Annotated in this window: 21 protein-coding genes and 1 pseudogene; 8 read left to right on the top strand and 14 right to left on the bottom strand. The window is 51.3% G+C overall.

Going from position 1 to position 25,807, the window contains the following annotated elements; genetic code table 11:
• Positions 1-93 precede the first annotated feature (93 nt).
• From tauD to ACA108_02680, 8 genes are all read right to left on the bottom strand, one after another.
• Complete coding sequence (gene tauD, locus ACA108_02715; GenBank protein XEX96475.1) at positions 94-942, bottom strand: taurine dioxygenase; 849 nt, start codon at positions 940-942, stop codon at positions 94-96.
• The gene (tauC, locus tag ACA108_02710) at positions 939-1,766 is read right to left on the bottom strand and encodes a taurine ABC transporter permease TauC (protein ID XEX96474.1); all 828 of its coding nucleotides are present in this window, start codon (positions 1,764-1,766) and stop codon (positions 939-941) included. The genes tauD and tauC overlap by 4 nt, the downstream gene beginning before the upstream one ends.
• Positions 1,763-2,530, bottom strand: a complete 768-nt coding sequence (gene tauB, locus ACA108_02705; GenBank protein ID XEX96473.1) for a taurine ABC transporter ATP-binding subunit — start codon at positions 2,528-2,530, stop codon at positions 1,763-1,765. The genes tauC and tauB overlap by 4 nt, the downstream gene beginning before the upstream one ends.
• A gap of 9 nt (positions 2,531-2,539) precedes the next feature.
• Positions 2,540-3,514, bottom strand: coding sequence for a taurine ABC transporter substrate-binding protein (gene tauA, locus ACA108_02700; protein XEX96472.1), 975 nt, complete (start codon positions 3,512-3,514; stop codon positions 2,540-2,542).
• 223 nt (positions 3,515-3,737) lie between these two features.
• A complete protein-coding gene (murP, locus tag ACA108_02695; GenBank protein ID XEX96471.1) occupies positions 3,738-5,183 on the bottom strand; it encodes a PTS N-acetylmuramic acid transporter subunit IIBC in 1,446 nt (481 codons plus the stop codon).
• 1 nt (position 5,184) lies between these two features.
• Complete coding sequence (murQ, locus tag ACA108_02690) at positions 5,185-6,093, bottom strand: N-acetylmuramic acid 6-phosphate etherase (protein XEX96470.1); 909 nt, start codon at positions 6,091-6,093, stop codon at positions 5,185-5,187.
• A gap of 304 nt (positions 6,094-6,397) precedes the next feature.
• The gene (gene glgS / locus ACA108_02685) at positions 6,398-6,595 is read right to left on the bottom strand and encodes a cell surface composition regulator GlgS (GenBank protein XEX96469.1); all 198 of its coding nucleotides are present in this window, start codon (positions 6,593-6,595) and stop codon (positions 6,398-6,400) included.
• Between the two features lie 184 nt (positions 6,596-6,779).
• Positions 6,780-8,339 carry an MFS transporter gene (locus tag ACA108_02680; protein XEX96468.1) on the bottom strand — a complete coding sequence of 520 codons (1,560 nt, stop codon included), beginning with the start codon at positions 8,337-8,339 and terminating at the stop codon, positions 6,780-6,782.
• Positions 8,340-8,581: 242 nt separating this feature from the next.
• Between ACA108_02680 and ACA108_02675 the strand changes: the two genes are divergently transcribed.
• Positions 8,582-9,760 carry an oligogalacturonate lyase family protein gene (locus ACA108_02675; GenBank protein ID XEX96467.1) on the top strand — a complete coding sequence of 393 codons (1,179 nt, stop codon included), beginning with the start codon at positions 8,582-8,584 and terminating at the stop codon, positions 9,758-9,760.
• Between the two features lie 98 nt (positions 9,761-9,858).
• Here the strand turns inward: ACA108_02675 and ACA108_02670 are convergent, their stop codons facing one another.
• A complete protein-coding gene (locus tag ACA108_02670) occupies positions 9,859-10,242 on the bottom strand; it encodes an STM2901 family protein (GenBank protein ID XEX96466.1) in 384 nt (127 codons plus the stop codon).
• 207 nt (positions 10,243-10,449) lie between these two features.
• Here ACA108_02670 and melR point away from each other — a divergent pair, with 207 nt between their 5' ends.
• From melR to ACA108_02655, 3 genes are all read left to right on the top strand, one after another.
• Positions 10,450-11,394 carry a transcriptional regulator MelR gene (gene melR, locus ACA108_02665; GenBank protein XEX96465.1) on the top strand — a complete coding sequence of 315 codons (945 nt, stop codon included), beginning with the start codon at positions 10,450-10,452 and terminating at the stop codon, positions 11,392-11,394.
• A 78-nt stretch (positions 11,395-11,472) separates the two neighbouring features.
• Positions 11,473-12,921 carry a Na+/H+ antiporter NhaC gene (nhaC, locus tag ACA108_02660; protein ID XEX96464.1) on the top strand — a complete coding sequence of 483 codons (1,449 nt, stop codon included), beginning with the start codon at positions 11,473-11,475 and terminating at the stop codon, positions 12,919-12,921.
• 41 nt (positions 12,922-12,962) lie between these two features.
• On the top strand, positions 12,963-14,147 hold the full coding sequence (locus ACA108_02655) for a MalY/PatB family protein (GenBank protein ID XEX96463.1): 1,185 nt from the start codon (positions 12,963-12,965) through the stop codon (positions 14,145-14,147).
• A gap of 43 nt (positions 14,148-14,190) precedes the next feature.
• Here ACA108_02655 and ACA108_02650 read toward each other — a convergent pair.
• The 4 genes and pseudogenes from ACA108_02650 to ACA108_02635 all read right to left on the bottom strand — a co-directional run bounded on the left by ACA108_02650 (position 14,191) and on the right by ACA108_02635 (position 15,943).
• Positions 14,191-14,674: pseudogene (locus ACA108_02650) on the bottom strand (Hcp family type VI secretion system effector).
• 22 nt (positions 14,675-14,696) lie between these two features.
• Positions 14,697-15,029, bottom strand: coding sequence for a DUF1493 family protein (locus ACA108_02645; GenBank protein XEX96462.1), 333 nt, complete (start codon positions 15,027-15,029; stop codon positions 14,697-14,699).
• Positions 15,023-15,481, bottom strand: a complete 459-nt coding sequence (locus ACA108_02640) for an STM2901 family protein (GenBank protein ID XEX96461.1) — start codon at positions 15,479-15,481, stop codon at positions 15,023-15,025. Before ACA108_02640 ends, ACA108_02645 begins: the two co-directional genes overlap by 7 nt.
• 138 nt (positions 15,482-15,619) lie before the next feature.
• On the bottom strand, positions 15,620-15,943 hold the full coding sequence (locus ACA108_02635) for a DUF1493 family protein (GenBank protein XEX96460.1): 324 nt from the start codon (positions 15,941-15,943) through the stop codon (positions 15,620-15,622).
• A 268-nt stretch (positions 15,944-16,211) separates the two neighbouring features.
• Between ACA108_02635 and ACA108_02630 the strand changes: the two genes are divergently transcribed.
• Positions 16,212-16,457, top strand: a complete 246-nt coding sequence (locus ACA108_02630) for a helix-turn-helix domain-containing protein (GenBank protein XEX96459.1) — start codon at positions 16,212-16,214, stop codon at positions 16,455-16,457.
• 44 nt (positions 16,458-16,501) lie between these two features.
• Here ACA108_02630 and ACA108_02625 read toward each other — a convergent pair whose 3' ends face one another.
• Positions 16,502-18,589 (bottom strand): DUF262 domain-containing protein, encoded by a 2,088-nt coding sequence (locus tag ACA108_02625; protein XEX96458.1) that lies wholly within the window; start codon positions 18,587-18,589, stop codon positions 16,502-16,504.
• 206 nt (positions 18,590-18,795) lie between these two features.
• On the opposite strand from ACA108_02625, the gene ACA108_02620 reads away from it, so the two are divergent.
• Genes ACA108_02620 through ACA108_02610 form a run of 3 tightly spaced genes read left to right on the top strand, consistent with a single transcriptional unit; the run spans position 18,796 to position 25,765 of the window.
• On the top strand, positions 18,796-21,159 hold the full coding sequence (locus ACA108_02620; protein XEX96457.1) for an N-6 DNA methylase: 2,364 nt from the start codon (positions 18,796-18,798) through the stop codon (positions 21,157-21,159).
• Positions 21,159-22,520, top strand: coding sequence for a restriction endonuclease subunit S (locus ACA108_02615; GenBank protein XEX96456.1), 1,362 nt, complete (start codon positions 21,159-21,161; stop codon positions 22,518-22,520). The genes ACA108_02620 and ACA108_02615 overlap by 1 nt, the downstream gene beginning before the upstream one ends.
• Positions 22,517-25,765 carry a type I restriction endonuclease subunit R gene (locus ACA108_02610; GenBank protein ID XEX96455.1) on the top strand — a complete coding sequence of 1,083 codons (3,249 nt, stop codon included), beginning with the start codon at positions 22,517-22,519 and terminating at the stop codon, positions 25,763-25,765. The genes ACA108_02615 and ACA108_02610 overlap by 4 nt, the downstream gene beginning before the upstream one ends.
• Positions 25,766-25,807 lie beyond the last annotated feature (42 nt).

Raw genomic sequence — 25,807 nt, 5'->3', positions numbered from 1 at the left:
TTTTAGCGAATATTTGTCGGATGACGCTGGCGCTTATCCGACCTGGCTGTTTCGTAGGGGGATAAACGCCAGTTTCATCCACCGGGGTTTCATTCACCCCCGCCAGAAAGGCCTATCCCCCAGTATTGTTGCGCGGTGCATAATCCGTCGGGCGGGCAGGTAATCTGCGTTGGCGTAATGCTGGGTGACGCGATTGTCCCAGATGGCAATGTCGTTTTCCTGCCAGCGCCAGCGGACCTGGAACTCTGGTTTAGTGACGTGGGCGAACAGGAACGCCAGCAGCGCGTCGCTCTCTTTCTGCGTCAGATCGACAATCCGCGTCGTGAATCCTTCATTCACAAACAGCGCCTGCCTGCCGCTTACCGGATGGGTGCGCACAACGGGGTGATTGAGCGGAGGGTTTTTGATAACGGCCTCGCGCCAGCGCTGGTGCTCCGCTTCGCTGCCGGTATGTTTATATTCCGGGAATGACTTCCTGAAATCGTGCTCCGCCTCCAGCCCGGACAGCAGGCGTTTGAACGGTTCGGACAGCGCCTCGTAAGCCGCGATGCCGCTGGTCCACAGCGTATCGCCTCCCGTTTCCGGCAGCGTTTTCGCCGCCAGAATCGCTCCGGCAGGCGGCGTCTCGATGAAGGTGACGTCGGTGTGCCAGTTGTCGTTATCCGGCGGGTTATCGTCGTGGGTATCCAGCACGATGATCTCCTCCACGCCCTCCGCGTGCGGATAAACCGGGTGAATGTGTAAATCCCCGAAGCGCATCGCCAGCGCCCGCTGCTGCTGCGGCGTAATCGCCTGGTCGCGGAAGAACAGCACCTGATGGCGGATCAGCGCGTGATAGAGCTGCTCGAACTGGTTATCGCTCAGGCTGCGCGTTAAGTCCACCCCGCTCACCAGCCCGCCGATGTACGGCCCCAGCGGCACAATATTCACTTTTTCACTCATTGTCCTTCTCCATGCCATGGGGTCAACCGACGCTGCAGCGCGCGTAAACCCAGTTCTAAACAGAATGCGATGACGGCAATCACGCCGATGCCCGCGAGCACCACGTCCGTTGCCAGGAATTCACCTGCGGACTGCACCATAAAGCCCAGCCCGCGGGTTGCCGCAATAAGCTCCGCAGCAACCAACGTTGACCAGCCCACGCCCAGCCCGATGCGGAACCCGGTAAGAATTTCCGGCAATGCGCCCGGCAGAATCACATGCCAGACAACCTGCGAACGTGTTGCGCCCAGCGCCCGCGCTGCCCGAATGCGCACCTGCGAGGCGCTTCGCACGCCAGCCATCGTCGACATGGCGACAGGGGCAAATATCGCCAGATAAATCAGCAGGATTTTCGAGGTTTCGCCGATGCCAAACCAGATCACCATCAGCGGCAGATAGGCCAGCGGCGGCACCGGGCGATACAGTTCGATCAGCGGGTCGAGAATGCCGCGCACGGTCGGGCTAAGCCCCATCGCAATCCCGACGGGGATCCCGATCAGCACGGCGGCAGCGAGCGCGGTCAGAATACGCAGCAGGCTGGCGGCCAGATGCTGCCACAGCGTGGCGTCCATAAAGCCCTGCGGCCCGGCGATGCTAATCAGCTTGCTCAGCACCTGCCCCGGCGGCGGCAGAAACAGCGGGCTGACCCACTGTTCGGCGGCAACCCACCACCACAGCAGAACGATGGCGGTGAGCGTAGTCAGGCTTAGCGTAACGTGGCGCGAGAAGGGCCAGCGCCAGGCCAGGCGGCGGCGCTGCGTTTTATCCGTGATGACGATGCTCATAGAAAGCCCTCGCGCTGTTCAAATACACGGCTAAGCACGTATTCGCGCTTAGCGATAAATTCCGGGTCGGACTTGATGCTGCGGCAAGGTTCGCCAGCGGCAAAGCGGCGGCCAAAATCAAGCGGCAGGCGCTCCAGCACGCGTCCTGGCCCCGGCGACAGCAGCACTAGCTCGGTGGCAAGAAACACGGCCTCTTCGATATCGTGGGTAATCAGCAGCACCTGACGGCGGCTCTCGTGCCACAGCTTCAACAGCAGGGTCTGCATCTGTTCGCGGGTGAACGCGTCCAGCGCGCCAAAAGGTTCATCGAGCAGCAGAAGCTGCGGTTTTGTCGCCAGCGCGCGGGCGATACCCACCCGCTGCCGCTGCCCGCCGGAAAGCTGCCAGATGGCGCGCTTAGCCTTATCTTCCAGGCCAACCTTGCGCAGCATGTCGAGGGCGATTTCATCCCGCTGCTCTTTCGGCTGCCCGGCAAGCTGCAGCCCGAAGGCCACGTTATCCAGCACCGTGCGCCACGGCAGCAGCCCTTCATTCTGAAAGACCACACCGCGCTCGGCACCCGGCCCGGTTACCTGCCTGCCCTGCAGCGTGATGCTGCCGGTATCGTAAGGAACAAAGCCGGCAATCAGGTTCAGCAGGGTAGTTTTGCCGCAGCCGGACGGGCCGAGCACCACCAGCAGTTCGCCTTCATCCACCGTCAGATTAATGTCGTTAAGGACGGTTTTGCCGCCGTAATCCGCGCTAAGCCCTGATACCTGCAACATAACTCCCCCTTACTGCGCCAGCGGTTTCACGAAGCGATCGGTGACGAACTGGCTGTAGTCCGTTGCCACCGCCGGGACTTTGCCCTGCGCCTTCAGGAACTGCGCGGTGTCCACTATCGCCTTGTTCACCGGGCCGGTAAGCTGCTCGGTTTGCTGGCTCGCGGTGAGGTAGGTATTGCCCTTCACCAGGCCCGGCACGTCGCTTTCCGGTACGCCGCTCAGGCGGGAAAGTTTACTGAGGTTATCCGGTTGCTTAAGCCACGCGTCCGGGTTATCGATGTAGCCCTTCTGGGCCGCGAGCGCGCTTTTGGCAAAGGCTGCCACCACTTCAGGATGCTGCCGGGCGAAGTCTTTACGAACGACCCAGACGTCAAGCGTAGGCGCGCCCCACTTGCCGACCTGCGCGGAATCCGTCAGCACTTTGCCGTCTTTTTCCAGCTCGTTAACGGCAGGCGCCCAGACGTAAGCACCGTCGATATCGCCGCGCTGCCAGGCGGCAATAATTGCCGGGGGCTGTAAGTTGAGGATTTGTACCTGGCCCGGCTTGATGCCCCAGTGTTTCAGGGCGGCCAGCAGGCTGTAATGGGTGGTCGAGATAAACGGCACGGCGATGCGCTTGCCGATCAGATCCTGCGGGCCGGAGATGCCTTTCTTCACCACCAGCGCTTCGGAATTACCGAGCTGAGACGCCAGCAGGAACACCTCAATCGGCACCTTCTGGCTGGCGGCGACGGCGAGCGGGCTGGAGCCGATATTGCCAATCTGTACGTCGCCGGAGGCCAGGGCACGCACCACGGAAGCGCCGCTGTCGAACTTGCGCCACTCGACCTTCGCGCCGCTGTCTTTGGCAAAGGCGTTATCGGCCTGCGCAACTTTGGCGGGTTCGGCAGAAGTCTGATAAGCCACGGTGACGTCCACCGCAAACGCCGGGGCGGCGATAAGGGCCAGCGCTGCCAGCCAAAAAGTACGTTTCGTTCCTGCCATGATCTCTGCTCCGCTCAAAGGTGAGATCGCAGTATTCCTGGCAAGCGCCCGGACATAAAAGAATTAAAAATTATCGCTAATGCTTTTATGTCCTTAGATGAAATTCGGGGAAGGATAGTCGGGGGATGGGAATAAAAGGAAAGCAAAAAAACGTTGGTTTGGTCAGCGCCAACAAACTACTCGGCGGGGGCGCTAACGCTTGCCCGCCCTACGGATCGTAGTCCTAACTCAAATCAACATTCTTGCTACCGAAGAACCAGGTGAGCACGAAGCCCGCGAAGTAAGAAATCAAAATTCCCGCAACGTAGACCGCCATGCCCGCGAATATGCCCTGGCCCGAAGTCATCAGCGGAATGGAGACCAGCCCGGACGGGCCGAACACGGTGTTCAGACCTACCGGCAGGCCCAGCCAGGCGACCAGGCCGATAAAGAAGCCGCCCACGCCGCCGCCGATGCAGGCGGTGATAAACGGTTTCAGGCGCGGCAGCGTGACGCCGTAGATCAGCGGTTCACCAATGCCCAGCAGGCCAGGGAAAATCGCCCCTTTGATCTGCGTGCGCAGCGTGGAGCCTTTTGGCGAGCGGGCGAACAGCGCGAGCGCGGCACCCACCTGCCCTGCTCCGGCCATTGCCAGAATCGGGAACAGGGAGTTAAAGCCCTGCACGTCCATCAGCGCGAAGTAGACCGGGACAAAGCCCTGGTGGATGCCGAACACCACGGCTATCAGGAACAGCCCGGCCAGCAGCGCGGTGCCGAACGGGTTGCCGTTCAGATGCAGGAACAGCCAGGACATGCCCTTAAACAGCTCGCCGCCTATCGGCATAATCGCCACGAAGGTGATTGCGCCGGTGATCAGCAGCGTGATGGTCGAAGTAAGGATCATGTCCAGATTATCCGGGATCGCCCGCCGCACCTGGCGTTCAATCCACGCGCCTAAAATACAGGCCAGCAGCACGCCGATAATATTGCCGCGCGGGTCGATGGCCATGCCGAAGAAGTTATCCATCCCCGCGTAGTAGCCCACCGTCCCTTCCGGCACGTAGCGCAGGATAAACAGCGAGGCAATAATCGCGCCGTTCACCCCGGTGCCGCCGAAGGCTTTCTGGGTGTTGTAGCCGATCAGGATGCTCAGGAAAGTAAACAGGCCGATGCTGAACACCTTCATATAGGCAATCAGCTGCGTCAGCCAGGCGGCAGTGGTAACGCCGTCGACAACCAGCGTTTGTTGCAGCAGCGTGGCGATGCCCAGCAGCAGGCCCGCGGCGATAAACCCCGGAATAAGCGGCGTAAAGATGGTGGCAAACTTCGTCAAAAAGTTATGCACCGCGCTGTTCTGCTTCGCCTTCATCTGCTGCTTGTTCTGGCGAGCGGTCGCCTGGAGATCGGCGTTCTCTTCCCCTGACGGCCGGGTGCCGTCGGCAAGCTTCGCATTCATCATCTCGCTGGCCGTTTGCGCCTTGCCCGGGCCAAGAATGATTTGCAGCTGGTCGTCGCGGTTCACCACGCCCATCACGCCGGGGATCTTCTTCAGCTCGTCCAACCGGATAAGCTGACGATCCTTAAGCGTTAAGCGCAGGCGAGTCATGCAGTTGCCGCAGATCAGAATATTTTCGCCACCGCCCGTCAGGCGCAGGATCTGATCGATCATCGGGCCGGTAATTTTTGCCATGTTATGGTGTATTCCCCTGCAGCGCTTTACGGATGAAGCCCTGATGTTTGGCTAACAGCGCGCCCGCATCGGTAGCCGACAGGCCGCTTAGCATCATCAGAATGGCGGTTTTGCAGTGGCGGTTGCATTCGCCGAGCGCCTTCTGCGCCTCTTCCGACGTGCAGTCGGTGGCTTCTACCACGATATTGACCTGGCGCTGAAGCAGCTTGGCGTTGGTCGCCTCCACGTCCACCATCAGGTTGCCGTAAACCTTGCCGCTGCGGATCATCGCCCCGGTGGTGATCATATTCAGGATCAGCTTCTGGGCCGTGCCCGCCTTCATGCGCGAAGAGCCGGTCACCACTTCCGCACCAACTACCGGCTCGATGGCGATATCCGCCGCCTCGCTCATTTCGCTGCCGGGGTTACAGGATATAGCCGCGACGGTTGCGCCAACGCTTTTCGCATAGGCCATTGCGCCCAGCACGTACGGCGTGCGCCCGCTGGCGGCGATCCCGACCAGCACATCCCGATCGTTAAAATTAAGATCCCGCAGATCCTGCTCGCCCATTTCGCGGCTGTCTTCGGCGTTTTCTACCGCCTGTAAAATAGCGGGATGCCCGCCCGCAATCAGCCCAACGACCTGCTCGCGCGGGGTGCCGTAAGTTGGCGGGCACTCGCTCGCATCCAGAATACCCAGACGCCCGGACGTACCCGCGCCGCAGTAAATCAGCCTGCCGCCGCGGCCGAACGCCTCAACAACCTTATCAACCACCTGCGCGATCTGCGGCAGCGTTGCCTCCACGGCAACCGGCACCAGCTTGTCCTGCTGGTTGATGACGGCGAGCATGTCGAGAGTCGGCAGAGTGTCGATTTCTGCGCTTGCCGGGTTGCGGCTTTCGGTAACCAGTTTGTTTAAGTTGATCTTCATGGATGGAACGTCCGTTGGGTTGCGATGGCTGCATGATAAGGAATAAATTATTCAATTACAGTGACGTTTATCACGCAGACCCGGCCATGTGACAGAATAAGATTGCATTCCCCGCCCCATAACAAGCATAAGAATTTAATAAATAAGAAATAATCATTGTTGATGGATGGAATTTTTTATTACATCAGATGCGAAGAAAAGAGCCGCGAGGTGAATTCGTAGGTCGGGAAAGCGCAGCGTCTCCCCTACAAAACCAGATTACAGAGAATGAAAAACGGGCCCGAAGGCCCGTTGGGTGAAGTGATTAATGTTCCAGCTCAAGCGCGCTGGTTGCCTGGCGGCAGTACTGCTTATAACGCTCGCAAAACCAGATTTTTTGCTCTTCATTCATATTGCCGGTAACGGCCTGGATATCGACGGACTGCCCTAATGCCTGCATGCGGGCAAAGCTGCGGGCCAGAAAGTCGAAGTTTTTTACTGCCTGTAGGTTCGTTTGATTCATCGCATATCCCTCCGGTGATTTATTTTCTTTTCAGGTCATATGCTTTACTGACTTCAGTATTCGCCTGTCCCGAATTGTTTTTTGAGGGATTGATGCGGGTATTGCCATAAACAGAACAGCGATCTCTCAGGCTTTGAACAACCTCACAAAAATGAAGGTTAAACGCCGCCTGAGGCTTTAGCTATCAGGGTCGCGTCAGGCTCACCGGAGCAGGCGCGGCTACCTCCACGGCTGGCGTATCGAAGATTTTGCGGCATACCTTGCTGTTGCCCCAGCACGCTTCATACGGATAGCCGATCAGCTCTTCCATCACCGCGCGAACGTCCGGTTCGATATCAGCTATCTGCCCGCCCGCCTTGATTCTGGCGACTTCGCCCAGCACCACCAGGTGCGTTTTGCGGTTCAGCTTCATCTGCGCGCTGAACACCATCGCCATTAACGCCAGCGCCACCACGCCCACGCAGAACACCACGGCAATGGCGGTGACCGCGCTTTCCGGCTGGGTGTGGGATTTGGACTGGAAGCCGTAGAAGCTGAGGATGGCCCCCATCACGAAGACGATAACCGAGCGCATCAGCTTGCCGGAGAAGGTCATGGCCCCCGCGTAAATACCCTCGCGGCGGCGGCCCGTAAAGGCCTCGTCAATATCCGCCAGGAAGGTGTAGACCGTCCACGGGATGTAATACACGCCGCCGGTGCCGATGCCGAACACCACCGTAATGGTCAGCATCGCCGCCGTGGCGTACTGCTGCGGCAGATGCAGGAAGTGCAGCAGGCTGTAGCAGATCACCGTGAACACCACGATCCCCAGCGCCAGGATATACGGCTTGCTGAAGCCGTGCTTCACGCAGATACCGATAAAGATCGCCGTGGAGCAAAGCTGCAGGATCGAGTTCAGGCTGCTCAGCCCCGCCACCATCGCCGGATCGTACTGCAGCACGAAGATAATGAAGTAGGTAAAGATCGACGCGAACAGCCACTCCGCCCCGAAGCCGCACAGGTACATGCCCAGATGCTTGCGGAACACACGCAGATGGAAGGTCGATTTCATGTCGCGCAGCAGCGTCAGCATGGTTTTGCCGAGCGTCATTTTCTTCTCGTCCACAGGCGTCGTCTCTTCCACCGGCCGCTCCCAGGAAGAGAGGTAAAGCATGCCTATCGCCACGAACAGGATCGCGCCGTAGGTGAGCGCCGTATAGAAGAAGGGCTGCGCGGAGTCTTTGCCATAAAGAAGAATGAACTGGCCGGGAATGATCGCGGCGAGGAAGTTGGCGATTTTACCGAAGATGGCCTTATAGCCGGTGAGCTTTGAGCGCGCCGAGAAGTCGGTGGTCATTTCCGTGGCGAGCGTTTCGTACGGCACCATCACCGACGTGTAAATCAGCTCGAACAGCACGTAGGTGGAAAGGTAGTACCAGAAGCCAAAGCCCTCGACCCACAGCAGCGGGTAAACCAGCATCAGCGGGATGCCGAGCAGGATAAAGAAGCGGCGGCGGCCAAAGCGTTTACCGAGGCGGGTTTTGCCAAAGTTATCCGACAGATAGCCCATCAGCGGATTGCTGATGGCGTCGATGATGCTGGCGACGGAGAAGATGGCCGACGCTTCCAGCAGCGTCAGGCCGCAGAAGGTCGTGTAAAAATAGAGTAGCCAGATGCCGGCGATGGCTAACGCGCCGCTCCCCAGCAAGTTGCCGCCGCCATAGGCCAGCTGATGTCTGAATAAAATGGGTTTTTCCGCTGTCATCGTTACCCCTGAGGTAAATTAAACCGTTGTTTTATTTTTGTGGACCCTGCGTTTTATAGGATGCAATGACCGGCATTGTTGTGAATTTGCTCACAGTTAAACCGGTTGGCGATGGTTTTTTATCCGTTTTTGCAACGCGGGTAACAGATTAATCGCCGGGAGAAGGACGGGATAAAATTTTGGTGGTAGCGTGTTTTTATATAAATGAAATGATATTTCAGTTAATGAATGACGGAGGGGCAATGGCAAAGGGTTCTGAGATCCAGTTTAATTTCCACAGCGTAAAGGATGCGCAAACCGGCGCAAAAGTTACACGCCTGACACCAGCGGACGTGCTGTGCCACCGCAACTATTTCTACCAGAAATGCTTTACCCGCGACGGCAGCCACCTGCTGTTTGCCGGGGAGTTCGACGGCAGCCGCAACTATTACCTGCTGGATCTAACCACCCAGAAGGCGGTGCAGCTGACGGAGGGGCCGGGCGATAACACCTTTGGCGGCTTCCTCTCGCCGGACGACCAGCATCTGTATTACGTTAAAAACGAACGCAGCCTCCAGCGCGTTTCGCTGGCGGATTTCAGCGAACAGACGGTTTACCGGGTCCCCGAAGAGTGGGTCGGCTACGGCACCTGGGTCGCCAACAGCGAATGCACCAGCCTGGTCGGTATCGAGATCGCCCGCGAAGACTGGACGCCGCTCTCGGACTGGAAAATCTTCCAGGCGTTCTATCACCGCAGGCCGCACTGCCGCCTGCTGCGCGTCGACCTGCACAGCGGCAAATCCCGCGTTATTCACGAAGAGAACGGCTGGCTGGGCCACCCGATTTATCGCCCGTTCGACGACGGTACCGTCGCCTTCTGCCACGAAGGCCCGCACGACCTGGTGGACGCCCGCATGTGGCTTGTGAATGAAGACGGCAGCAACGTGCGCAAGGTGAAAGAGCACGCGGAAGGAGAAAGCTGCACGCACGAATTCTGGGTGCCGGACGGCTCGGCGCTGATTTACGTCTCGTACCAGAAAGGCCGCAGCGACCGCTGCATCCGCCGCTTCGACCCGCAGACGGGCGAAGACAGCGCGATGATGACCATGCCCAGCTGCTCGCACCTGATGAGCAACGAAGACGGCACGCTACTGGTCGGCGACGGCTCCGGCACGCCGGTAGACGTTAAGGACACCGCCAGCCACACCATTGAAAACGATCCGTGGCTCTACATCTTAGACGCGAAAACCAGCAAATACGCCCCGCTGGCCGCGCACAACAGCTCGTGGAAAGTACTCGACGGCGACCGCCAGGTCACGCACCCACATCCGTCATTCACACCGGACAACCGCCACGTGTTATTCACATCGGACTTCGAGGGGCTGCCTGCTTTATATCTGGCTGAGGTATCTGAAGAGGTGCTTGATACTTTGCGTTCTTAGTGTGTGGGGCGCGCAATGCGCCCTTTCCCGGCTTTCAGCCATAAGCGGTCGGAAACAGCCATTTTGGAACGTCTTTTTCATCATTACTTCGATGTCAGTCACCCGATGCGATCTTCTTTCCTGGCTATCATGTTGTAGGTGTTCACCGCCTCAAAAACGATTTGGGCCACATCCCCGGCAAGCATCCCCCACCCCACAACGGGAACCCATCGGCCAATAAAAGCCTCCAGATTAGTGACGTACTTTGATTTGAGCCTTTCGATACTCCCATGAGTCAACGTCGCCAATCTCATGGGTAGCTCAGTGTCGAGAGCCTGGCGCAGAGAGCTGGAGGCGATGGGCGTACCAGGCGTAGCGCCATAGGGCTTACCTCTTGTCTTTGGCAATGGCAGCCCAAGAATGGTGCTGCTCATCGCTATCACGTCGGTGATGCCGCCAAACTGCTCATCAATTTTATCGAGAAAGGCTGATTGCTGAGGCACTGGGCGTGCATCCCTATTCAGAAAAGCAGGGAGGTGACACGATTATCATGAAGAGTTCTTCCCGAAAAGTCAGAATGCTCGTCTACCGCACTGAAATCTGACTTTCCGGGAATAGATTGAATAAAATGTAGGTAAATTCGGGAGGTAATTAAGATAAGATGAAAATGTAGCAGATACCTTTCAGTCAGCTGGCCCGGAGTGAGTACAATGGCAGATAAAAATTACCCACGGCTACCGGATAATCCATACATGTGCCGTAGCTATGATAAGCATACCAAAAGCCCTCTGGCGCTGTATTCAGAATCACAAAGGATGGAGATTGAGCTCCGTGCTCCCCTGGCAATGTCTTATAGCCACTGGCATGGACAGGTAGAAATAAATATACCGTTTGACGACAATGTTAATTACCTGATAAATGATGAATCCGTGCAGTTCCGGCAAGGGCATGTGACATTATTCTGGGCATGTACTCCCCATCAGTTAACCGATCCGGGAAATTGCCAGAAGATGGCTATTATTAACCTGCCTATGCATCTTTTTTTATCATGGCCCCTGGAAAGGGAGTTAATTAATCATATAACTCACGGAAAGGTTGTACGCTCCCAAAACATACAACCGCTGAGCATTATTGAGATCCAGCGCTGGCAGCTGGAACTCCAAAGTCCTAACCCGCACGTGCGACAACTAGCAATTGATGAAGTTGCACTGATGCTTAAACGCTTTAGCATGTCGGGATGGTCTGCGGTGTCTGTGCAGAAAATATCCTCATCTACTCTCAAGCCCACGTCTCGTCATGCGAAATTTTATGTCAGCCAGATGCTTGAATTTATTGCCGCAAACAGTGATAAACCGCTTGCGATTAACGATATAGCTGAACATGTCAAATTAAATACGCACTACGCCATGAGTATTTTTAAAGAATCAATGCAAATGTCGATCAAGCAATACATTATGTCATTACGCATTAATCATGTTCGGGCACTGCTGAGCGATACCGACAAACCGATTATGGATATTGCAACGCTGGCTGGTTTTACATCCAGCAGTAGATTTTACAGCATTTTCAAAAATCATGTCGGCATACCGCCGAAAGAGTACCGAAGATTGAGTCATGAACGCATTCTGCATACTTCGTTACCAGAAGAAAGATAAATCACCTAATAAACAAGCCAATGAAAACAACAAATACTTGCAAAGCTATTCTACTCCATAAGATCAGGAATAATTAAAATGAACAGCATTCCAAATACGGATAAGCAGAGGCCCTCTTTTTTCTGGTCCCTGTTCCCGATGATTATTATGTTAACTGCAATCAGCATCGGATATTTCGCATTTAATATCCGCGCTGAACCCATGATAATTTTAGGTACAGCAACAGCGTCCTTTGTCGCGATTGCCCATGGTTATACCTGGGATGACATTTTGAAAGCTATATGTACAAAAATATCAGAAGCCTTACCTGTAATTTTAATTGTAGCAAGCATTGGTTTTCTTATTGGCGCATGGATGGTGTCTGGCACCATTCCTATGATAATTTATTATGGTCTTAAAGTCATAAACCCACAGTACTACTATATTTCCGCCTTCCTTCTGGGGGCTCTTATTTCTGTTTGCACTGGCACCTCATGGGGATCTATCGGAACCATAGGCATTGCCATGATAGGCGTCGCTATCGGGCTGAATATTCCCCTGGCGATTGCTGCGGGCGCCATTGTGTCTGGATGCTGGTTTGGGGACAAGCTTTCTCCAGTCTCCGATTCGACGAATATGGCAGCATTAGCGGCAGGCGTGAATTTGTACTCTCATATAGGCCATTTGCTATGGACAACGGGCCCCGGATTCATCCTCTGCTGTATTGTCTATTCTTACATGGGTTTAAATATTGACGTTTCAGCAACAACCCCGGAGACAATTACTCGGCTAATGACATCCATTGATGAAATATACAATTTCAATATTCTTCTGATATTGCCACCAATGATTGTACTTTATGGCTCCTTAAGCAAAAAACCACCTATTCCAATGCTATTTCTGTCTACGCTGGTTTCTGTCGTTTTGGCAATTCTTTTGCAGTCATTTACGCCCGCATCTGTTGGCGAGTCCATAGTAAGCGGTTTCAGGTTAAATATGGCTGATGGCGTCGATATTTCAGTGCTGTCTCCAGATATGCCACGCCTGCTGGAGCGCGGTGGTGCCATCTCTATGTTCAGCAGTTTCGTTACCGTTTTCAGCGCATTCAGCTTTGCAGGTGCCATGAGTGCAACGGGCTCTTTACATACGGTTATTCATAGAATGACTGAAGGGGTAAAATCCACTTTCAGGTTAATATTTACAACGATTCTGTGTGCTTTCACTATATGCGCCTGTACGGCAAATGGCACACTGCCACTGTTACTGTGCGGAGATGCATTTAAAGACGAATATAAAAGAAGAGGGCTCGCTGCTAAAAACCTGTCCAGAACCACAGAAGATGCGGGCACGGTAGTTGAGCCCATAATCCCGTGGTCGGCCTCGGGAGTATATTGTGCCACAATGCTGGGCGTCGCGACCCTTGATTATCTTCCCTGGGCCATTCTATGTTATAGCGGTGTATTCTTTGCTCTCCTGTGGGCGGCAACGGGTATAGGTATTGCCCCTTATGAAAAGGAAGACGACCCTGAAAATCTGACTGTATCCTGAATGAAAGAAAATCTATTTTAATATCAATGCGACGGTAAAAAATGTCTTTATTTGATCTTATTGTTTCCAGAGACCGCACTTCCCGCAAAACGGGGCAGATGAAAAAAATGTTCGGCACAGAAACGGTTATACCTTTATGGATTGCAGATATGGATTTCAACACGCCTGATGCAATTTTATCTGAAATGAATTCCGTTGCTTCACAGCCGATTCAGGGATATAACATCGACTATCCATGCTGGAAGAAGGCTGTGATTCAATGGTATAAAAAAAGGTATAACTGTGAGGTAAAAGATGAGTGGATACATTTTGTCCCTGGGGTAATTAAGTCAGTTGTTTTATCCTTGTTGGCGCTGACTCAACGGGGGGATAATATTCTGACGCTAACGCCGATATACGACCCATACCGGGATTTAGTTCCAGGGTGTGAACGCAATCTCATCCAGTCCCGGCTAATTGAAAAGGGCGGCACTTTTGAGATTGACTGGATCGATTTCAGAGAAAAGCTGAAACAATGCCGGGTATTTTTATTGGTTTCCCCTCATAATCCAGGAGGAGTGGTATGGAGAAAGGAAACGCTATCAAAAATACAGCGTTGCTGCCATGATGAAAACGTCGTGATAATATCAGATGAAGTGCATTGTGATTTGGTTTTTTCTGAGGAAGCACACACGCCATTTTTTAATATTGATAGAGATACAGCCAACCAATCGGTGATTCTGCACTCCCCAGGAAAAACATTTAATGTTCCGGGCGTACAGGGGGGCTTTATGATTATTACGAATCCACGATTACGTGAAAAGCTATTTGGATTCCTTGAACAATGCCATCTTGCCGAAACAAATTATCTTCAGCAGGCGGTTATTTATTCTTCATTCACCTATTGTGAAGATTGGTATCAGAAATTACTACACTATCTCGCGGATAATGTAAATTTTGTGAAGGAGGCAATTAGCAAAGATTGTCCAGACATTTCAGTTGTGCACGGGGGAGCGTCTTATTTACTATTTCTTAATGCTACAAAGCTGGGCATGAATGACGAACAACTAGCCGACTTTTTTATCAAGGATGCCGGATTAGGGTTATCTCCGGGTAAACAGTACGGTCCTGGGGGAGAACAGCATATGAGGTTAAATGTTGCGGCCCCACGTCATGTACTGAATCTGGCCATGGAAAAGCTTAAGGCGGCCTATAAAAAACGCCATTTTCCCCCTTATGAAAAGTAGCTGCTGGTAGACAGGGCTGATCCCGGAGAGGATCAGCCATTTGTTATGCCGCGACCGTCGGGCGTTCGTTCCATGCATCGTGGGCCAACAAATTTCCGTCTTTATACAGATGAGTAATCTTCTCGTAGTTCAGCGCCACCTCTTCCATGTGGCCCGTTCCCGGACAGCCTCGTGTGTCGTGCATAACAGGGCTGACTGAAATCACTTTCCAGCGTGATGCGGTAATACTCCACCTCTTGCCCCGCGTAATTAATGTTGTAGAAGCGGAATTCAGCAGATTTTAGCGTCTGGCCTGTCGCCGCTGCCTTGAAGAGATACGGCGAAGCGCTATCAAGCTCTTTAGTAAACTGAAACGGTGAGTGCTGACGCGTGCCAGTCACTTTCCCGGTCATCGGGTCTGTAGGGATGGTCAGACAATGGTGCAAACCTCGTAATTCAATACTCCCTTCCCTGTCCATAACGTCGCAAGAACCGAGAATCATCGCGCCGCCATCATCAGTTAAAAATAAGTGTACAGGTACAGCCATTTTTATCGCTCCTTGCTTGTGATTAGTCGTATAACCATTTCCCGGCTTTAGCTGACTCGATCAACATACCGATAGTAAAATCGGGCACAGGAATAGGCGGGAATTTTTTGAAAGGATTCCAGGAGAAAGGCTCATCAGGATAATAGGTTTCAATCCTAAAATTCGCCCTATCCACTTGGAATTCTTTAAAAAATTCATCCATTAGGTCTTCAGCTTCGCCAATATCCAGCTGCATATCCGTGTCAAAATCGGTTTCTGCATTCAATAACCGTTGTTTCTTTTCGTTATTGAATAGATAGATACCGTTGTAGCGTCTCGCCAGTGCAAAAATACGTTCTTCAATGTCGCCTACCATAATTTATCGTTACCCCGCGCTATTCGGTTGTAATCGCGTATTGAGCACCAGGTGATTTGTGATACATCAGCGAGAAGAATCACCTCACCTATAAGGGGAATAGTTCGCCCTGTGAAGGTACTTATTTTCGCAACCATACGCCGTTCTACCGTCCAGGGCGTGTATCCACCAATCCAGGTAGGTAGTTGTATCCCAAAGGGGAATTTGGCAGTTTTAAAATACTTTCGCATTGCCATGGAAGCCCGTGAAGTTCCCTCTTTGGCTCCTTTGGGCTTAGCCCTTGTTTTCTGATTGTTCGCGCCACCGTAAAGCGCCGCTACGGCTAACACATCATCAATTCCGAAATGATCTGCCGTAGTTTCACAAAAAACCATGAAAAACAGCTCTGAGGCGGTAAGGTTAGATCGCCCTGCATAAAAGTATGTTCCGTTAAGTTCCTCTACCGTATCCATTTCATAATCCTTTATGATTCATGTACCTAATTCATTAAAGCCTGCCAAACCCCTCCTTACCTAAAGTGAATCACCACCACCAACTGCTCCAATCAGTAATAAATGAACAGGTATAGCCATTTTGAAACTCCTTTTTCTTCAGTCGTATAACCAGTATCCAGCCTTAGCTGATTCTGCGAACATACGAATAGTTAAGGGCTTTGAAACTTGTCTTATCGGTTCTTTATTGAACCATTTACGCCAGAAAGTTTCTATTTCCCACGGGTAATAAAAATCGAAGTCAATTACCGAAACATCAACGTTGAATTTCTCACCGAAATCCTCAATTGCATAAGGTAGCTCATCCCATTCAGCGTAATCCTGGAGCGGTGTATCAAGCTCAACGGGGATAGGCTTGAAAGTGAACGTGACATGAAGCGACAGTTCACCCCGGAAAAACTCCAATACTTCAATATCAGTCACTTTCCTGTATCCATTTCATAATCCCTTACCTGGAGGTAAATCTTTGTCCTCGTTTTGAGAGTGACTGTTGACCAGCTCCTTTTTGCTGGCGATTTTTTATAACACCAAAAGCCTTTAATATCAATTACTTGAAAGTGTAATTGGTTGGGGTAATAGAAGGAGTTTTATGCCGCCAGGCTACGTTATACGTAGTATCCAGACGCCGAAAATATTTCTAAATTAGTTAATGAAATAACTGAAATCATTATTAGTTCGCCAGGAGGGAATCATGACTGAAGGCTGGCACAAAGCAGATATCATCGCCGGACTACGCAAGAAAGGCACATCACTGGCAGCGCTGTCGCGCTCCGCTGGGTTGAGCTCCGCAACGCTCGCAAATGCCCTTGTGCGCCCATGGCCTAAGGGGGAGTTTTTGATTGCCGAGGCGCTTGGGGTGCATCCTTCTGAGATTTGGCCTGAGCGGTATTTTAGGGAGGATGGAACTTTAGTTGACCGAGCAAAATTAATACGATGATGTTTCTAAAGTTAGGGGCTACGCCCCTTAACTTTAAAATTACGTTAATTATCCATCTGGCGATCAAAAGCCTGAGCGACGATGGACATAACGTAGGGGAGATCCTCTAATTTGTCGAAGCCTAATTCTACGTTACCATTTCCCCATCGACCCAGGGCTGATACATCACGACAGAGGCCTTTAGGATCATTGAGTTCCGAAAAAGGCATATTCAATGAGAGCAATAATCTTTTTGCCTGGGGAATAATGTCCACGAAATTAACTTCAGCCTTGTAAGCAATATAGAGTTTTAAAAAGACCTCTGATACGCAAGGATCTAGCGCAAACGTGGCTTTGCGAAATGCTTCAAACAAAATATTTATATGCTTTTTTGCAAGATGGGGATGATCTTCAAAACCATAGATGACGTTAACATCACTTTTAGGCAGATAACGCTTCAGTAAATCTTCTGGAAGTTTAGCGCCAGGCCAGACCTGGCTTGCCTGCTCGGCCATTTTCTTTGCCCTGGCCGTCAGGGTCTCTTCATTCCATGTTTCCAGTGACGCTAACCCATCATTCAGACGCAGATGACTGTATTTAAAGCCGCCGTCCATATCACGTTTCTCAGCGAAAGAACGGTTACTGTATTCAGAGTTATAGCCCGTCAGCGTTAAATTACCCAAGGTATGGCGCCAGGTTTCCCAGACCTGCTCCCACTCATCGCCCAAGGATGCTCGCCACTCTGCTGGCACCTTTTCCGGCTGGTTATCACACTGCGGCATAATGTGTTCGATAGTATATTCATCAAGCGGGATTGGTTCTTTATGCTTATGATTTTCAAGTCTTCTTAGCCAATAGCTACGGCTGCGAAAATTATAAAGATCGCGAGTCTGGATATCCCTTTTGAATTCCTCGTCGGTAGGAAAACGACGATAGGACGGAAGCAGCATAAAGGCAGCTTTCAAGCTCTCCAGATAATGATTTTTATCTACATTCTTACTCAACCCCGCAAAAGTTTTGTTCAGGGAGTTAGTTGGAATGGCGCATACGGCCCGTCGGAAGACGTAGCTTTCCATCAGACGCAAAGCTTCGGCAAAGTCATTAGTCTCTAAAATGCCATGCTGATAGTCATCGTAAAGCTCCAGCATTAACGGATAGGCCACATCCATTCTTAATTCGCGTATATCACGAAATATCTCTTTAAGCGTTTTATTTTTTTCAAGACCTAACGCGATTGCGCAAAAATAGATCGCATATTTATGGATATCCGCCACTGCCGATTCAACGGATTCATTTTGACGATAAAAATACTGCTTAAAGGCCTCATAAATATCATCAATTTTTGGAATGTCGCCGGTTTTCACCGTCAGATAATGGCGCATGAAAGCATCAAATTGCTCCGAGTATGCTTCCTGGCCGAACAGCAGCTCCATCTTGCGCCAGTAATCATTATATAGCGCCGTCTGACGATCGTTTTCTAACCCCATCAGAATGTAGTTACGAATGAGATCGGCCTGACTCAGCTTTTTACCCGTTGAGTTCATGCTTTCAAAAATAAGTTGTGGATTATCATGACCACGCTGCAAAGAGATATCGACAACAATCAGCTTGCTAAGCCCTTTGCAAACCGTTTCCAGAATTGCTTCGTCACGCAGTTTCTCCTGGAAGAATTCAAAATTCTCTTTCACCCGCACGGAGTTATTTTCTGGAAGCGCTTTGCGATCGACGATCGCACGAAGTGTTTCATTATCCGTTAGCGAGAGGATGAGCTTGTAACGCTTCTCCCCTGACAGAAGCGGATTTGTTAAGTAAAACCCGCGTAGCTGGGTCTGGTTAAAGCCTTCGATAAACTCTTGCTCCCCCACCGCCTCCGCCAGTGCTGCTATCAGCAGTGAAACCGTGGTTACGCGCTGCTGCCCGTCAATGATCAACAGCGGTGACTGTGACGTTACCGAATAAAGCCCGTTTTCAATATAAACAACCGATCCGATAAAATGGCCTTGGTTATCTTCATCCCTCCCACAGCGGATAATATCTTCCCATAGCTGTTCGCACTCCTTCAGGCTCCAGGAATAAATTCGCTGGTAAATGGGAATAATCAGCTGTGGCGCTGTCTGTAAAAAGTTTAGCAACTTGGCTTCTTTAGCCTTCATCCTTAAATCCTTGTTAACTAGCGGTATTCCAATGCGATAAGTCTAATTTACCCCTTTACGCCTACTTTGACTAAGGCTGATTCGCAAAAGTGTGTGTCCAGATCATAAATCCTTGCAGAGGAACGTCAGCGCCTGCGACAGAACACAAAAGCCATTGCTACTTCATGTATAATCAGCCCACTTTTTGTAATTCCTTGGGCACTTCAATGACTAACACAAACTTCTCTCAAACGGCTGCCTTTATCTGGTCGGTTGCCGATCTGTTACGCGGTGATTTCAAGCAGTCCCAGTACGGGCGCGTGATCCTGCCCTTTACGCTGCTGCGCCGCCTTGAATGTGTGTTAGCGCCGACCAAAGATGCCGTGGTTGCGGAAGCTGAAAAGCTGAAGGCCAGCCCGCTGCCCGAGGAAGGCAGAGAGAAGTTTCTGTTACGCGCCACCAAAGGGCTTTCGTTCTTCAACACCTCGCCGATGGACCTCGGCAAGATGGGACAGAACGACATCAAAGACAACCTGGAGAATTACGTTCAGTGCTTCTCAAAGGATGCGCGTGAAATCTTTGACCATTTCAAATTCAGCGAATTTGTTGGCCTGCTGGATGACGCCAACCTGCTCTTCAAAATCGTTAAGAAATTTGCCACCACCGACCTAAGCCCGCGGGCAATTTCTAACCATGAGATGGGCCTGGTGTTTGAAGAGCTTATCCGCCGTTTCGCGGAAAGTTCGAATGAGACTGCCGGTGAGCACTTTACCCCGCGCGATATCGTGCGCTTAACCACTTCGCTGGTATTTATGGAAGATGATGCGGCGCTGTCGAAAGATGGCATCATCCGCACGATTTACGATCCAACGGCGGGCACGGGTGGCTTCCTTTCCTCCGGGATGGAATATGTGCATGAGCTGAACCCAAACGCGGTAATGCGCGCTTTTGGTCAGGAGCTTAACCCTGAGTCATACGCCATCTGTAAAGCCGACATGCTGATCAAAGGCCAGGACGTCAGCCGCATCAAGCTGGGGAACACGCTTTCCAACGACCAGCTCCCGCAGGACCAGTTCGACTACATGCTATCTAACCCACCGTTTGGCGTGGACTGGAAAAAGATTGAAGGCGAGATTAACGACGAGCATACGCAGAAAGGTTTTAACGGGCGTTTTGGCCCAGGCCTGCCGCGCGTGTCCGATGGCTCGCTGCTGTTCCTGATGCACCTGATCAGCAAAATGCGCGATAGTAATAAAGTGGATGGCTCGGTCAGCAACGGCGGGCGCATTGGCATTATCCTGAACGGTTCACCGCTGTTTACCGGCGGAGCAGGCAGCGGCGAGAGTGAAATTCGCCGCTACATCCTGGAAGCGGATCTGCTGGAAGGGATTGTCGCGCTGCCGACAGATATGTTCTACAACACCGGCATTGCGACTTACGTATGGATCCTGTCGAATAAGAAAGCCCCAGAGCGTAAGGGCAAAGTGCAGCTGATTGACGGCACCAACCTCTGCGGCAAGATGCGTAAATCTTTAGGCTCCAAGCGCAACCTGATGGGCGAGGAAGATATCAAGCTCATCACCCGCACCTTCGGTGAGTTTGAAGTAGTGGACGCGACTTCTCTTGAAGAGTTTGGTCTGGATAAAGCACCCGAGCAAAAATCCAGCCGAGGCCGCCAGTCTACCACGGCCAAAACCGAAACGCCGAAAACCTTCGCCAGCAAAATCTTTAGCAGCTCCGATTTTGGCTACCGCCGCCTGACCATTGAACGCCCGCTGCGTTTATCCGCCCAGGTTACCGATGAAGCCGTTGCGGGCCTGCGCTTTGCGCTGAAGCCGTTTAATGCGCCGATGGAACGCCTGTACGAAGAGTTCGCGGCCCAGTGGCAGGAAAACGGCTACGGCGATTTTTCATCAATCGAGGTTGAAGCCCGCGCGATCATCAAAGCAGAGTTTGCCGAGCTGAAAGAGAAGCAGATTAAAGACCTGCTGGACGGCAAACTGTGGCTGGCGCAGCGTGCGCTGAAGGATAAAGCAAAGCTGATCCAGACTGCGCTAGGTTCTAAAGCAGGCGGCAAAGAACGGGTTAGCGATGACTTTAATGAGTTCCAGCTAACGCTGAAAGGTGCCATCAAAGCAGCCGGTGTAAAGCTGGATGCCAAAGAGAACAAACAGTTTATCGATGCCATCACCACCAAAAACCCTGCCGCCGAACCGGTTGTTAAAAAGGTGCTCAAAGAAGCTGCCCAGCCGCTGTACGGCGCGTTTGAATACAAAGGTAAAGTGGTGGAGTTCGAGCAGGATGGCGAGCTGCGTGATAACGAAAACGTCCCGTTAAATCCATCGATGGCTACCAGCGACCTGATTGAAAACTACTTTAAAGCCGAAGTGCTACCGCACGTTGCCGATGCCTGGGTTAATGCCGATAAGCGCGACGCCAAGGACAATGAGGTGGGGATTGTCGGTTACGAAATTCCATTTAACCGCCACTTCTACGTTTACCAGCCACCGCGCCCGCTGGAAGAGATTGACGCCGATCTGGATGCCGTCAGCGCCGAGATTATGAAGCTGCTGCAGGAGGTGCATTCCTGATGAGTAAGTATAAGGCGTATCCGGAGTATAAGGATTCTTGGGTTGAGTCTTTAGACAATATCCCTAAGATGTGGTCTATAAAAAAACTTAAATATATATTTGAAATTAAGAAAAAAATTGCAGGTAAAATAGGCTATGATGTTCTATCTGTAACCCAAAAAGGGATAAAGATAAAAGATATTGAAAGTGGTGAAGGTCAACTTTCTATGGATTACTCAAAATATCAAAGGGTATATCCTGGTGAGTTTGCAATGAACCATATGGACTTACTAACAGGTTATGTAGATATTTCAAATTATGATGGTGTAACTAGTCCAGACTATCGTGTCTTTGCTGTACGAAATAAACATAGTTTTTATAGCCGCTACTATCTTTATTTACTGCAAGATGGTTATAAACAGCGTCGATTTTTTCATCTTGGACAAGGAAGTGCTCATTTAGGTCGGTGGCGTTTGCCTACCGAAGCTTTCAATGAAATTGTCTACCCATGCCCTTCGCTGAAAGAACAAATTAAAATCGCTTCTTTCCTCGACCACGAAACCGCAAAAATCGATAACTTGATCGAGAAGCAGCAGCAACTGATTGAACTACTAAAAGAAAAGCGTCAGGCAGTGATTAGCCATGCCGTTACCAAAGGGCTAAACCCTGATGTGCCGATGAAAGATTCTGGCGTTGAGTGGTTGGGGGAAGTGCCAGAGCACTGGGAACTAGTACCACTTAAATACTTATGCAATTTTAGTGGGGGTGGGACTCCGACAAAAGATAACTTATCTTATTGGCAAGGGGGGACTGTTCCATGGGTTTCGCCGAAAGATATGAAGTCTTTTTGGATTTCAGAAACTCAAGATTATGTTACACCAAAAGCAGTAAGTGAATCTTCAACAAACTATGTTGAAGAAGGTTCATTGCTCATGGTAGTTCGTTCTGGAATTCTTCAACGAAATATTCCTGTGGCTATAAATATCGTAAAAATTACGATAAATCAGGATATGAAAGCGTTAAGATTCAATGAAAGAATGAAAGCTCATTATGCTGCGTATTTTATCAACGGGAATGTCAAATCTTTGTTGTTAGAGTGGACAAAAGAAGGGGCTACAGTAGAAAGTATTGAGCATGAGTTTCTTGCAAATGGTTTGATCCCGGTCCCCCCTATTGATGAGCAGCATTCGATAATTAAGCGCATTTCAGATCAAATGAAACGCTTTGAGTCATTGGAAGAAAACGCGTTAACAGGTATCCGTCTTCTCCAGGAACGCCGCACCGCCCTTATCTCCGCCGCCGTCACCGGCAAAATCGACGTGCGCGACTGGGTTGCACCAGAAACCAGCGAATCCGAGGTATCACAGGAGGCCACCGCATGAGTATGGACACCACCAAAGAGCTGATTTTCCAGGCTGAGATGATCGCCCAGATGCTTGCCTCTGGCTGGCAACGGGGTACATCGGACGGTTACGACCGCGAACGTGCGCTGTACACGCAGGATGCAGTGGCCTTTGTGCAAAACACTCAGCCGCTGGAGTGGGAGAAGTTTACGAAGATTTATCCCACCGATACCGAACGTCATTTCCTCGATGCGCTGGTGGTGCAGCTCAAAAAAGCGGATATCAACGCTACGGATAAACTGTCACGCACCTACGGGACGTTAGGCGTGCTGCGTAATGAGCTTAAAATCCGCAATGCACGCTTTTCGCTATGCCAGTTTAAGCCGGAGCATAATCTCAACCCGGAAACCCTGGCGCGCTATAAGCAGAATATCTGCCGCGTGGTGCCGGAGCTGGTTTATAGCCCCTATGCCACCAAAACAGCCTTTGACGCAAGCGGTGTAAAGGCCAAAAAGTGGCGGATCGACCTGGTGCTGTTTGTTAACGGACTGCCGATGGCAACCCTTGAGCTGAAATCCGAGTTCAAGCAGGCGGTGCATAACGCGATCAAACAATATAAGAAAACGCGTTTGCCGAAAGACCCGGTAACCAACAAGCCTGAACCGCTGCTTACCTTCAAACGTGGTGCCCTGGTGCACTTTGCCGTCAGCCAGTATGAAGTGTTTATGGCGACCAAACTTGCTGGCGACGACACCTTCTTCCTGCCGTTTAACAAAGGTACCAAAGAAGGCGGTGCAGGCAATGAAATCCCCGAGAATGAAAACGAATACGCGACAAGCTATCTGTGGAATGAGGTTCTGCTGCCGGACAACCTGCTGAAGATCCTCGCAAGCTTTGTGCACCTGCAGATTGAAGAAAAAGAAGACTGGAACGGCTTAAAGATTAAAAAAGAAAGCTTAATCTTCCCGCGCTACCACCAGTGGGACGTGGTGAATAAGCTGATTAACGCGGCCACGGTTGAAGGCACCGGTAATAAGTACCTTATTCAGCACAGCGCAGGCTCCGGTAAATCCAATTCCATCGCCTGGACCGCTCACCAGCTCTCGACGCTCTACGATGAGAAAGGCGAAAAGCAGTTCCACTCGGTGATTGTCGTCACTGACCGCACCGTGCTGGACGATCAGCTGCAGGACACCATCTACCAGTTCGAACATGCGGATGGCGTTGTCGGGCGCATTAATAATAAAGAAGGCGATGGGTCGAAATCAGAAAAGCTCGCCAGCGCGCTGGAAAACTCGCAGCCGATTATTATCGTCACCATTCAAACCTTCCCTCACGTTTTAAAAGCCATCGAAAGCAGCGTCAGCCTTAAGCTACGCAAATATGCGGTCATTGCCGATGAGGCTCACTCATCGCAAAGCGGCTCGACGGCGCGCCAGCTGAAAGAAGTGCTGATGACAGAAGAGGCGGATGATGAAGTGGTGCTGTCGTCCGAGGATATTCTCGATGCCACCGTCGCCGCACGCAGAGGCAGCAGTAACCTGAATTATTATGCGTTTACCGCTACGCCAAAAGCTAAAACGCTGGAGCTGTTTGGCCGCCGCCCCAACCCCCTTGAACCCGCATCCAAAACCAATAAACCCGAAGCTTTCCATGTTTACTCGATGCGTCAGGCAATCGAAGAGGGCTTTATTCTTGATGTGCTGAAGAATTATACCAACTATAAAGTGGCCTATAAGCTGCTGCAAAAGCTTGACGATCCCGATCGGGAAGTGGACAGCAAGAAAGCCAAGATCAAGCTGAATCAGTGGGTTGCGCTGCACGAACATAACGTCTCGCAAAAAGTAAAAGTCATCGTTGAACATTACCGTAAACACGTGATGCACTTACTTGGCGGGCAGGCCAAGGCAATGGTCGTCACCAGCTCGCGTAAAGCCGCCGTGCGCTACAAGCTGGCGTTTGATAAATACATCGCAGAAAATAAATACGAAAAAATCAATGCTATGGTGGCGTTTTCCAGCGAGGTAGAGTTTAACGAGAAAGACCCGAATAGCTTCGCGCTGCTGAATCAGAAATTTACGGAAATGAATATGAACCCGGGCCTGAAGGGCCGGGATATGCGTAAGGCATTTGATAGCGATGATTATCAGGTCATGCTGGTCGCCAATAAATTCCAGACAGGTTTTGATCAGCCCAAACTGTGTGCAATGTATGTAGACAAAGCTTTGGGCGGTGTGGAATGCGTACAGACTCTCTCGCGCCTGAACCGCACCTATCCGGGTAAAGCACAGTCCGGCACCTTTGTCCTCGATTTCTATAACGAACCAGACGACATTCTGCAGGCCTTCCAGCCTTATTATCAGACGGCAGAACTGACGGATGTCAGCGATCCGCAGCTGGTCTTTGAGCTGTTCCAGAAGCTTCGCGCCAGCAGCATCTTCCTGTGGACGGAAGTCGAGCAATTTTGCGAGGCCTTCTTTACCAAAAACAAATCTAATGCGGCAATTAGCAATATCTGCAAGCCAGCCGTTGAACGCTGGAAGAAGCGTTATACCTCCGCCGTTGAGGCTTACAAGCTGGCAAAAGAAATCTTTGAACGCACGAAAAAAACCAACGACGTGGTGCTTATCACCAACGCAGAAAATAGCTTCAAGGACTGCAAGCAGGAAAAAGACAAGCTGGATATCTTTAAGAAAGATCTCGGCAGCTTTGTCCGCTTCTACGAGTTTATGTCGCAGATCGTTGAATACGATGACAAAGAGCTGGAGAAACTAAGCCTGTTTGCCCGCCATCTACGACCCCTGCTCCATGAGCAGCGCGTTGAGGAAGACGAGGTCGATCTAAGCAACGTGGAGATGAGCCATTACCGCCTATCGAAGCTTCACGAACAGCATCTCAAGCTTCAGGAGGATGCGGAAGAGTATAAAATTGAGCCGGGTAATGACATCGGCACAGCCAAACCGAAGGACAAAAAAGAGGAATTTCTGTCTAACATCCTGGCTCGTCTGAACGATCTGTTTGTCACCGATAATCTTAGCGATAAGGACATGATTAACTATGCCTTCACCGTGCGTGATAAATTATCTGAAAACCAGGCCGTGATGACGCAAATTGCCAACAACACTCGTGAACAGGCCATGCTCGGGGATTTCCCTAAAGCCATCGATGACGCCGTAATGGACAGCAGCGAAGCCCAGCAAGACATGATGATGCAATACCTTTCAAATCCTGAGTTGGCTAAGGGGTTTGCTCGCGTTGTGTTTGATATGTTGAAAGGGGCTTAATACATAAAATGGCTGGAAGTGTAAACTAACAGCCATTTTAAT

Source organism: Dryocola sp. LX212 (genome assembly GCA_041504365.1).
Lineage (GTDB): Bacteria > Pseudomonadota > Gammaproteobacteria > Enterobacterales > Enterobacteriaceae > Dryocola.
The sequence above is the reverse complement of the archived record's forward strand: the minus strand, read 5'-3'. Positions and strand labels throughout refer to the sequence as shown.